General features: G+C 67.5%; 11 protein-coding genes and 1 pseudogene. 5 read left to right on the forward strand and 7 right to left on the reverse strand.

Features of this window, described 5'->3' with window-relative positions; genetic code table 11:
* The first annotated feature begins 94 nt into the window (after positions 1 to 94).
* The gene (gene sthA / locus ADBZ9K_RS00430) at positions 95 to 1,507 is read left to right on the forward strand and encodes a Si-specific NAD(P)(+) transhydrogenase (protein ID WP_526617728.1); all 1,413 of its coding nucleotides are present in this window, start codon (positions 95 to 97) and stop codon (positions 1,505 to 1,507) included.
* Between the two features lie 2 nt (positions 1,508 to 1,509).
* On the opposite strand, the gene ADBZ9K_RS00435 is transcribed toward sthA, so the two are convergent.
* The gene (locus tag ADBZ9K_RS00435) at positions 1,510 to 2,286 is read right to left on the reverse strand and encodes a trypsin-like serine peptidase (protein WP_526617729.1); all 777 of its coding nucleotides are present in this window, start codon (positions 2,284 to 2,286) and stop codon (positions 1,510 to 1,512) included.
* A gap of 188 nt (positions 2,287 to 2,474) precedes the next feature.
* On the opposite strand from ADBZ9K_RS00435, the gene ADBZ9K_RS00440 reads away from it, so the two are divergent.
* The 3 genes from ADBZ9K_RS00440 to ADBZ9K_RS00450 are packed head-to-tail and all read left to right on the forward strand — an operon-like array spanning position 2,475 to position 5,225.
* A complete protein-coding gene (locus ADBZ9K_RS00440; protein WP_526617731.1) occupies positions 2,475 to 3,449 on the forward strand; it encodes a proteasome assembly chaperone family protein in 975 nt (324 codons plus the stop codon).
* Positions 3,450 to 3,481: 32 nt separating this feature from the next.
* Complete coding sequence (locus tag ADBZ9K_RS00445; protein ID WP_526617732.1) at positions 3,482 to 4,504, forward strand: alpha/beta fold hydrolase; 1,023 nt, start codon at positions 3,482 to 3,484, stop codon at positions 4,502 to 4,504.
* Between the two features lie 34 nt (positions 4,505 to 4,538).
* A complete protein-coding gene (locus ADBZ9K_RS00450; RefSeq protein WP_526617733.1) occupies positions 4,539 to 5,225 on the forward strand; it encodes a PhzF family protein in 687 nt (228 codons plus the stop codon).
* Positions 5,226 to 5,227: 2 nt separating this feature from the next.
* On the opposite strand, the gene nrdR is transcribed toward ADBZ9K_RS00450, so the two are convergent.
* Together nrdR and ADBZ9K_RS00460 are read right to left on the reverse strand one after the other, a co-directional pair.
* Positions 5,228 to 5,692, reverse strand: a complete 465-nt coding sequence (gene nrdR / locus ADBZ9K_RS00455) for a transcriptional regulator NrdR (protein ID WP_526617734.1) — start codon at positions 5,690 to 5,692, stop codon at positions 5,228 to 5,230.
* Positions 5,693 to 5,844: 152 nt separating this feature from the next.
* Positions 5,845 to 6,327, reverse strand: a complete 483-nt coding sequence (locus ADBZ9K_RS00460; protein WP_526617736.1) for a LysM peptidoglycan-binding domain-containing protein — start codon at positions 6,325 to 6,327, stop codon at positions 5,845 to 5,847.
* A gap of 215 nt (positions 6,328 to 6,542) precedes the next feature.
* Here ADBZ9K_RS00460 and lexA point away from each other — a divergent pair, with 215 nt between their 5' ends.
* Positions 6,543 to 7,241 carry a transcriptional repressor LexA gene (gene lexA / locus ADBZ9K_RS00465; RefSeq protein ID WP_526617738.1) on the forward strand — a complete coding sequence of 233 codons (699 nt, stop codon included), beginning with the start codon at positions 6,543 to 6,545 and terminating at the stop codon, positions 7,239 to 7,241.
* A gap of 28 nt (positions 7,242 to 7,269) precedes the next feature.
* Here the strand turns inward: lexA and ADBZ9K_RS00470 are convergent, their stop codons facing one another.
* From ADBZ9K_RS00470 to ADBZ9K_RS00485, 4 genes and pseudogenes are all read right to left on the reverse strand, one after another.
* Complete coding sequence (locus tag ADBZ9K_RS00470) at positions 7,270 to 9,360, reverse strand: LGFP repeat-containing protein (protein WP_526617739.1); 2,091 nt, start codon at positions 9,358 to 9,360, stop codon at positions 7,270 to 7,272.
* A gap of 219 nt (positions 9,361 to 9,579) precedes the next feature.
* The gene (locus ADBZ9K_RS00475) at positions 9,580 to 9,774 is read right to left on the reverse strand and encodes a hypothetical protein (protein WP_526617741.1); all 195 of its coding nucleotides are present in this window, start codon (positions 9,772 to 9,774) and stop codon (positions 9,580 to 9,582) included.
* Positions 9,775 to 9,907: 133 nt separating this feature from the next.
* Positions 9,908 to 10,006, reverse strand: a pseudogene (locus ADBZ9K_RS00480) (hypothetical protein); the annotation flags it as partial.
* The gene (locus ADBZ9K_RS00485; RefSeq protein ID WP_526617743.1) at positions 9,960 to 10,379 is read right to left on the reverse strand and encodes an acyl-CoA dehydrogenase family protein; all 420 of its coding nucleotides are present in this window, start codon (positions 10,377 to 10,379) and stop codon (positions 9,960 to 9,962) included. The gene ADBZ9K_RS00485 and the pseudogene ADBZ9K_RS00480, both read right to left, overlap by 47 nt.
* Between the last annotated feature and the right edge of the window lie 47 nt (positions 10,380 to 10,426).

Here is a 10,426-nt window from a genome sequence, read left to right on the forward strand (position 1 = left end):
CGGGGCTGGGGATCGCGCGGCTGGGCCGATTGTTCACGTCCTATTGACGCCGTCGGCATGCGAGATTCGGCAAACCGGCGTACACCTTGTCCTCATGGGTTTGGAATACGACCTCGTCGTCATCGGCTCGGGGCCGGGTGGGCAGAAGGCGGCCATTGCCGCCGCCAAGCTGGGCAAGTCGGTAGCCGTCGTCGAACGTGGCCGGATGCTCGGCGGCGTGTGCGTCAACACCGGCACCATTCCGTCCAAGACGTTGCGTGAGGCCGTGGTCTACCTGACCGGGATGAGCCAGCGCGAGCTGTACGGCGCGAGCTACCGGGTCAAGGAGAAAATCACCCCCGCCGATCTGCTGGCACGCACTCAGCACGTGATCGGCAAAGAAGTAGACGTGGTCCGAAACCAGTTGATGCGCAATGGTATCGAGCTCTACGTCGGCCATGGCCGGTTCCTCGACGAGCACACCATCCAGGTCGAGGACCCCACCCGCGCCGAACGCATCACGGTCAGCGGCCGCTACTTCATCATCGCCACAGGCACCACACCGGCCCGGCCCGCCGGCGTCGAGTTCGACGAGAACCGGGTGCTGGACTCCGACGGGATCTTGGATCTCAAGACCATCCCGTCCTCGATGGTCGTAGTCGGTGCCGGCGTTATCGGCATCGAGTACGCCTCGATGTTCGCCGCGCTGGGCACCAAGGTCACCGTCGTCGAGAAGCGCGACTCCATGCTGGACTTCTGCGACCCCGAGATCGTCGAGGCGCTGCGATTCCACCTGCGCGATCTGGCGGTGACCTTTCGCTTCGGCGAAGAGGTGACCGCCGTCGACGTCGGCTCGGCCGGCACCGTCACCACCCTGGCCAGCGGCAAGCAGATTCCCGCCGAGACGGTCATGTATTCGGCGGGCCGACAGGGCCAGACCGGCCACCTCGATCTCGCCAACGCCGGCCTGGAGGCCGACAACCGGGGACGCATCTTCGTCGACGACAAGACCTTCCAGACGAAGGTCGACCACATCTACGCCGTCGGCGACGTCATCGGCTTCCCCGCCCTGGCCGCGACGTCCATGGAGCAGGGTCGGCTGGCCGCCTACCACGCCTTCGGCGAGCCGACCGCCGGCATGACTGCGCTGCAGCCGATCGGCATCTACTCGATTCCCGAGGTCTCCTATGTCGGGGCCACCGAGGTGGACCTGACCAAGGACTCCATCCCCTACGAGGTCGGGGTATCGCGTTACCGCGAGCTGGCGCGCGGCCAGATCGCCGGCGACTCCTACGGCATGCTCAAACTGTTGGTGTCCACCGATGATCTGAAGATCCTCGGCGTGCACATCTTCGGCACCGCGGCAACCGAACTGGTGCACATCGGCCAGGCCGTAATGGGCTGCGGTGGCACCGTCGAATACCTGGTCGACGCGGTGTTCAACTATCCGACGTTCTCGGAGGCCTACAAGGTCGCCGCGCTGGACGTGATGAACAAGTTGCGGGCGCTCAGCCAGTTCCGCCGCTGACGTCAGCAGCCGCTGTCGAAGGTATTGGGCGCCTGGTCGCCCGGACCGCCCGCCTCGGCCCGCGCCAGCAGCGCGGCGGTCGCGCTATCGAACGGCGGCGAATAGGAGATGTTGTCCTGACAGCCGCCGCCGTCGCGGCCCCCGATCACACCGAGGACCGTCGTGTCCTTGATCCACGGGGCGCCACTGGTGCCGTCGACCAGGCCGCCGCAGTGCAGTAAGGGATAGCCACCGGGATCCATCTCGGCATCGGTCTCGCAGCCGACCGGGGCGCCCCCGACGCCGAGCGGATACCCAAGGATCGTGACCTCGCCCGGGTGGGGTGTCGTTCCCAGCGTCAACGCCGCGCCGGTCACCGCCTCCAGCGTGCCACCCGCCGGACGACTGACCCGCGCGAACGCGTAGTCGGCCTTGGGATCCCGGGAGGCCACCCAGCGGGGGTCGAGGTACACCGCGTCGAGCGACCAGACGTCGCCCGGATCAGCCTTGTCGTCGAATCCCGGCACGAACGTGGCGGGATACTCGGCGGCCAAGCAGTGCGCCGCCGTCAGGATCAGGTCCTGGCTGGCCGAGCGCACCACGGACGCGGTGCAGGTGTGGGTCTCGGTGCCGCCGAGAAAGAGGGCGCCCACCGACGGCATGGGCGCCGTCGGCCGCGCTGTGATGACCACCGCATCGGCGGGTGCGGTGGCTTTGGCCGGCGGCTCGGCCGACGACTGGCAGCCGGCGACCGCCATGGTGGTCGCCGCCACGCCCAGTGCCGCCGCAACGGTCCGCATGGGCACGATCATGCCCGAAACTGGAGCCGCCGACCCGCCCAAACGGCCACAGCCGGGAACGGCGGGCACCGCACCTGCGTTGTGCAACACAGGCGGTACCGGTCGCGTCCACCCGGATCTGCGAGACACTGATGGTCACGGTACAAGGGCGCGATGACGTTCCCGGGCACCGCGAGGAGGCGGAAACGATGACTGACGAGCAAGGACAGCACTACCAACCCGAGCAGACCGGAATGTACGAGCTGGAGTTCCCGGCGCCCCAGGTGTCGGCACCCGATGGCCGTGGACCGGTGATGATCCATGCCCTGGAGGGGTTCTCCGACGCGGGCCGCGCCATTCACCTGGCCGCCGAACACCTCAAGACCATGCTCGACACCGAACTGGTGGCCTCATTCGCCATCGACGAACTGCTCGACTACCGGTCGCGCCGGCCGCTGATGACCTTCAAGACCGACCACTTCACCCACTACGACAGTCCGGAGTTGAACCTCTACGCCCTGCGCGACAGCATGGGCACGCCATTTCTGCTGCTCGCCGGGCTTGAGCCGGACCTGAAATGGGAGCGCTTCGTCACCGCGGTGCGCCTGTTGGCCGAACGCCTCGGCGTGCGCCAGACGATCGGACTGGGCACGATCCCGATGGCCGTGCCGCACACCCGCCCGGTGACCATGACCGCACACTCCAACAACCGCGAGTTGATCACCGATTACACGCCGTGGGTAGGCGAGGTCCAGGTGCCCGGCAGCGTATCCAACCTGCTGGAATACCGGATGGCCCAGCACGGCCACGAAGTCGTGGGATTCACCGTTCACGTCCCGCACTACCTGGCCCAGACGGACTATCCCCCGGCCGCCGAAGCACTGCTGGAGCAGGTCGCCAAGCTGACTTCGCTGCAGGTGCCGCTGCGCGCCCTGACCGATGCCGGTGCGGGAATCCGCACGAAGATCGACGAGCAGGTAGAGAGCTCGCCCGAGGTCTCTCAAGTGGTGAGCGCACTGGAGCGCCAGTACGATGCATTCGTTGCCGCTCAGGAGAACCGGTCGCTGCTGGCCCGCGACGAAGATCTCCCCAGCGGTGAAGAACTGGGTGCGGAGTTCGAGCGATTCCTGGCCCAACATGCCGAGGACTTCAAAGACGGATTCACCGACAACGGCGAAATCTAGCGAAGTCCACCGCACCGACGATGGGGTGGGAGATGACGAAGCGAAAGCCCAACCTGCGGCCGGTGCGGGAAGTCACGCCCACCCTGCATTTCCGGACCATCCACGGCTACCGTCGGGCATTCCGCGTGGCGGGGTCCGGTCCGAACCTGCTGCTGATCCACGGTATCGGCGATAACTCGACGACCTGGCATTCGGTGCACAGCAAGTTGGCGCAGCGGTTCACTGTGATCGCACCCGACCTGCTCGGACACGGCCAGTCCGACAAGCCGCGGGCCGACTATTCGGTGGCCGCCTACGCCAACGGCATGCGTGATCTGCTCAGCGTGCTCGACATCGACACGGTGACCGTGGTCGGGCATTCACTCGGCGGCGGGGTCGCCATGCAATTCGCGTACCAATTTCCGCAATTGGTGGAGCGGTTGATCCTGGTCGGTGCGGGCGGCGTCACCAAGGACGTCAACGTCGCCCTGCGGTTGGCCTCATTGCCGCTGGGCGGAGAGGCGCTGGCACTGCTGCGGCTGCCGATGGTGCTTCCCGCCCTGCAGGTGGCCGGCCGGGCGTTGGGCACCGTGTTCGGTTCGACGGGTCTGGGCCGTGACCTGCCCGACGCCCTGCGCATCCTCACCGACCTGCCGGAACCGACGGCTTCCTCGGCGTTCACCCGCACCCTGCGCTCTGTGGTGGATTGGCGCGGGCAGGTGGTGACCATGCTCGATCGTTGTTATTTGACCGCATCCGTTCCCGTGCAACTCATTTGGGGTGACCAGGATGCTGTCATCCCGGTCAGCCACGCCCGCATGGCGCACGCCGCCATGCCCGGCGCCCAGCTGGAAGTCTTCTCTCGGTCGGGCCACTTCCCGTTCCACGACGACCCGGACCGATTCGTCGAAGTCGTCGAACGATTCATCGATTCCACCGCGCCTGCCCAATACGACCAGGGCGCGTTGCGTCAGCTGCTGCGGGACGGTCTGTCCGAACGTTCGGTCACCGGGTCGCTCGACACTCGGGTGGCGGTACTCGACGCGATGGGCACCGACGAGCGCAGCGCCACCTGACCACGCCCGGGCGGCACCGTCGTAGAGTCGGGACATGACCGTCGACGTGACCGTGGTGCGGGTGTTCACCGACTCCGATGGCAACTTCGGCAATCCGCTCGGAATCGTCGACGCCGCCACTGTGCCGCCCGGCGAACGCCAGCGCATCGCAACCGAATTGGGTTACAGCGAAACGATTTTCATCGACCTACCCGAGAACGGGTCGACCACCGCCCACGCGCACATCTTCACCCCCGGCACCGAACTGCCGTTCGCCGGTCACCCGACCGTGGGCGCGGCCTGGTGGTTGCGGGATCGCGGCACGCCCGTGCACACCCTGCAGGTACCGGCGGGCATCGTGGCGATCAGCTACGACGACGACCTGACCACCGTGCGGGCGCGCGCGGATTGGTCACCGGAATTCGCCATCGGCTATCTGGCCTCGGTGGAGGAATTACTGGCCGTCGACCCGGCCGACTACCCCAATGACGTCGAGCACTACCTCTGGACCTGGGTCGACCAGGACCGCGGCCATATCCGGTCCCGGATGTTCGCCGACGGCCTGGGCGTCGTCGAAGACGAGGCGACCGGATCGGCCGCGGTCCGGATCACCGACCACCTCAGCCGCGACCTGACGATCACGCAGGGCAAGGGCTCGCAGATTTACACGACGTGGACACCCGAAGGGTGGGTGCTCGTCGCCGGCCGCGTGGTCCGCGACTCCGAGCGACACCTGGAGTGAGCTCAGCCCGCGGTGCCGACCTTGCGGTGGGCCCGCAGGGCCTCGATCTCCCGCTCGAAGTCTTCGGCTGAGCTGAAGGAGCGATACACCGAGGCGAACCGCAGGTAGGCGACTTCGTCGAGTTCACGAAGCGGGCCCAGAATGGCCAGGCCAACCTCATGGCTGGGAATCTCGGGGGACCCGGACGCCCGCACGGTGTCCTCGACCTGCTGGGCGAGCAGGTTCAGCGCGTCGTCGTCGACATCGCGGCCCTGGCATGCCCGACGGACGCCGCTGATCACCTTTTCCCGGCTGAAGGGTTCGGTCACCCCACTGCGCTTCACGACGGCCAACACCGCGGTCTCCACCGTGGTGAACCGCCGGCCACACTCGGGGCACGACCGGCGCCGCCGAATGGCCTGGCCTTCATCGGTCTCGCGGGAGTCGACCACTCGGGAATCGGGATGGCGGCAGAACGGGCAATGCATGACCGCTCCTTCACCTCCGCTGCAGCCCGATGTGTCGGACCACCCCGAGCCTACCTGCGCAGCCCACTGGGCGACCAAGTCCCCGACCATGGGCGCGGCGCCGGCTGGCGCGGCTTGTCCGGCACACACATTCACCACGGATGGCCGGCCCGTCAGCCGATGGGCGCGATGAGGGTCTGGCCGGCGTCCAACGAAGCCGAGTCGAGCTCGTTGAGGTCACGGATCCGCTGCATGATCTGCCCGGCGGGCGCATCGGGCGCCACCCGGCCGGCCAACTGTTGCAGGGTCTCCCCGGCCTGGACCTGCACCACGGCGAGCTGGTCGGGCGCCTGCTCGGTGGCCACTGCTCCCCCACTGAAATGGCCCAGCATCCCCAGCCAGACGGTGATCAGCGCGGCCATGGCGGCCAACCCGACGGTGACAGTGGTGCTGACTGTGCGACGGGCGTGCGGCGCCCGCGAGAACGCGACCCCGGTGCCCGGGTAGCGCATGGCGGCCCCGGCGGGGCGCGCCGGATGCGGCCGGTAGACGCGAGCGCCGGCCGGGTGGCGCCGAGCAGGTGCGACAGGCTTGCCGACCGCGCGCCGGCGCGCCGGCGATGATGCGAATACCTGCCGATCGTCGATGACTGTCACGTCTGCTTCCTTCCTCCGGAACACCCGCTGATCGCTCTTGTGTTCGAAATATACTCGATCATGTGTTCGATACACGAACATGTGAGCGAGCGTGTCGGAAGCATAAAACCGGGCACCGACAAGTTCTGCTCCCGCGACCGGGCGGCCGGCCCCCGGTCGCGACACGCTCGAACAAATGTTTGATTATCGGCCTGTGCGCGACTACATTCGGGCCCATGAGCGACCGCAGTGAGACATCGGGCCCCGACGCAAGCCGCCGCGAAGGGCGTACCGATTCCGGACTGACCGAGCGGCAGCGCACCATCCTCGACGTGATCCGGGCGTCGGTGACCAGCCGCGGCTATCCCCCGAGCATTCGGGAGATCGGCGACGCCGTCGGCTTGACCTCCACCTCCTCGGTGGCCCACCAGCTGCGCACCCTCGAGCGCAAGGGCTACCTGCGCCGCGATGCCAACCGGCCCCGCGCGGTGGATGTCCGCGGGTCCGACGAGACTCCGACACCGGTGGTTACCGAGGTCGGCGGATCCGACGCGCTACCGGAGCCGACGTTCGTGCCGGTGCTGGGCCGGATCGCGGCCGGCGGCCCGATCCTGGCCGAGCAGGCCGTCGAGGACGTCTTCCCGCTGCCGCGCGAACTGGTCGGCGAGGGCTCGCTGTTCCTGCTCAAGGTGGTCGGCGAATCGATGGTGGATGCCGCGATCTGCGACGGTGACTGGGTGGTGATCCGTCAGCAGAACGTGGCCGACAACGGCGACATCGTCGCCGCGATGATCGACGGTGAGGCCACCGTCAAGACCTTCAAGCGCACCGGCGGGCAGGTCTGGCTGATGCCGCACAATCCGGCGTTCGACCCGATCCCCGGCAACGACGCCGCCATCCTGGGCAAGGTCGTCACCGTCATCCGCAAGATCTAACGGCGCCCCGATCTGAGAGCACCGGGCCTCACTCGGCCTTGATGAACCCGTTCGCCTGGGCGAGTTCCTCGCTGGCGAACCACACCTCGGGCACGGTGTGGTCATAGAGCGCGGACTCCGGGGTGTAGTACAGCCCGGAATGCGTATTGGCCTTGATGACGTAACCATCCGGCGCCTGATACGGATCGGCCAGCGGCAAGTGAATCGCGGGCCGGGCCGGGCTCTGGGCGTGCACGTCGGACTGCAGATCCTCGGCGGGTTCGGCCGGGGACTGCTCGTCGATGGCTTCCGGGGCGGCCAGCTCGGCGGGCGGCTCCTCCTCGGCGGCACGGCGACGTCGCGGCCTGCCGATCTCGCCCATGTCGATCGTCCACATCGACTGCGATTCCTCGAGATTCACCGCGGCATGACGGCCGGTGTCGCTCGCCTCGTCGTCGTCCTCGATCTCTTCGATCTCGGCGTATTCGTGCTCGACCGCCACCTGCACGGGAAGGAACTCGGCTTCGGACTCCGGGTCGGCGGGGACACGAGTCGGAGTCGTGTCGATGGAATCCTGATCGCCGTCGAACACATCCCCAGGCCCGGGCATCGTCTGATCCTCGGCGTCCTGCCCCGACCAGTTGAAGCCGGACGACGGCGATACCACGACGCGGCTGCCGTCGGGATAGGTCGCGTACGGCGATGCCCCCGATTCACGCTCGGAATCGCCGGCCCAATGGTCGTCCTCGTCGTAGTCGGCGTCCTCGAAGTCCTCGTCGAACTCGACATCGGCGCCGCGGCGGCGCTGCAACCAGAGCAGACCCAGTGCGATCACCCCGATGAGCAGCAGCGCCGGGAGGATGATGAGCAACCACCACCAGTGCCAGGTGAAGCCCGCGCCGGACTTCGGCGCCGCCGGCGTCGTCTGCGGTCCGGTTCCGCTGGGTACCTGCACACCCGACAGCGATCCCGCCAGTTCCGGCGGCTTGGTCGTGAACGTGTTGCTGGCCTTGTTCCACGAGATCTCGCCGCCGCTGAACTTCTGGGTGACGGTGTCCCCCGTAACGCTCTGCTCACCAGTCGGGACGCCCAGCTTGCCGCTCGCCCCGCCCAGTTCGGCCCACGCCGCGTTGATCGCGCCGCGCACCACGATCGCTCCGTTGTCGGGCGTCCAGAAGATCACCGGTTTGTCGGCGGCACTGAACGCGCTGACCCGGCTGTTGGGCGCGCCGCCGTCGGCCTCGGTCCCGGTCGGAAGGCCCAGGTCACTGGTCGGGCCGCCGAGCGCGTCGTACTTGGCCAGGATTGCGCCGGTCACCGCGTGCGCGCCGGTGGCCGACGAGTAGAAGATCTTGCCGCCGGCGTAATCCTGCGCGGCTCCGTCGCTACCGACGGTGTACTGCGCGCCCTGCCGGGCACCGAGCGGACCCGCGAGTCCGCCCGCGGCGCGCCAGGCCTGGTTGATCGCCGTCGTGGCGTCGGCGGGGACCTCCACTCCGGCCAGGTCGTTGGCCAGCTCCGCAGGCACCGTGGTGAAGGCCTTGGAGGTGTTGTTGTAGGAGATCTCGCCGCCGGTGAACTTCTGGCTGACGACGTCGCCGTCGTAGGTCTCGTCGCCGGTGGGAACGCCCACCGTGCCGGCCGAGCCGCCCAGCTTGTCCCACGCCGCGTTGATGGCGCCGCGCACCACCCACGCGCCGGTGTCCGGTGTCCAGAAGATCGCCGGCTTGTCGCTGGCGCTGAACGTGCTCACGCGGCTGTCCGGGCCGACCAGCCCGACCACCTCGTCGATCGTGGGGAATCCGAGATCGCTGTCCGCAGGACCGCCCAGCGCCTGGTACTTGTCGAGAATCGCGCCGTAGAGCAGGTGCGCACCGGTGGCCGGGTTGAAGAAGATCTTGCCACCGGAGAAGTTCTGGCCGAATCCGTCGCCGACCGGGTAGACGTCGCCGTCCTTGCTGCCGATCGGGGAGCCGTCGCCCCCGGCGGCCTGCCAGGCCTGGTCGATGGCGTCGCTCGCGTCGCTCTCAGGGGTTGCGATTGCCACAGGTGCGAACAGCGCAGCTGCGGCAGCCGTCACGAAGACGCCGAGCGCCATCCGCCCGACGCCTCTACTGAGACGACTTCCAAGCCAGGTCATGCACTCTCCCCGCCGTTTCGGTCACGCTGCTTCTTCTTATCCTCCGCGTCAACTGTGCGTCAGCAGTTCACGACACGCGGCGATATCCGAGATAAGGAACATGATGGAAGCGCGAAACGACCGAAAAGTCGAGCACACATCCCAGAATGCCGTTTCGCGACCGCCGAGAATCGAATCTCGGCGGTCGCGAAAGACCAGGTCAAGCCGCACCTGCGGCGGCTAGACGCCCAGGCTGCGCCCGACGATCTCCTTCATGATTTCGGTCGTCCCGCCGTAGATCGTCTGGATCCGGGTGTCCGGCGTACGAGCTTGGCGATGGGGTACTCGAGCATGTAGCCGTAGCCGCCGTGCATCTGCAGGCAGCTGGTCGACGAGGCGGACTTCTGCAGCCTCGGTGGTCCACCACTTCGCCATCGACGCGAGTGCTCGGCGGTCGAGCTTCTGGCTCCTGGTTGAGCAGCTCGCACGCAGTGGTTGACGAAGGTGCGCGCGACATTGCGGTCGCCTCGGTCGCCATCTCGGCGAGCACGAACCGGGTGTTCTGGAACTTCCCGATCGGCTTGCCGAACGCCTCGCGGCTCCTTGACGTAGTCGCAGGGTCAGGTCGAGGACCGTGCTCGATCGCCGCGATCGCGATGGTGGCGATCGAGACCCGCTCCTGGGGGAGGTTCTGCATCAGGTAGACGAAGCCCTGCCCCTCCTCGCCGAGCAGGTTGGCCTTGGGGACCTCGACGTCGGTCGAAGCGACAGCTCCGCGGTGTCCTGGGCCTTGAGCCCGAGCTTGTCGAGGTTGCGGCCTCGGGTCGAAGCCCGGCCATGCCGCTCCTCGACGACCAGCAGGCTGATGAACCGTGGGCGCACGGCTTGTCGGGGTTGGTGCGGGCCACGACGATCACCAGGTCGGAGTGGATGCCGTTGGTGATGAAGGTCTTCGAGCCGTTGAGCACGTAGTGGTCACCCTGTTTGACCGCGCGCGTCTTGATGCCCTGCAGGTCACTGCCCGTGCCGGGCTCAGTCATCGCGATCGCGGTGATTGTTTCTCCGGTGCAGAACGACGGCAGCCAGC

The organism is Mycobacterium sp. (assembly GCF_965229265.1).
GTDB lineage: Bacteria > Actinomycetota > Actinomycetes > Mycobacteriales > Mycobacteriaceae > Mycobacterium.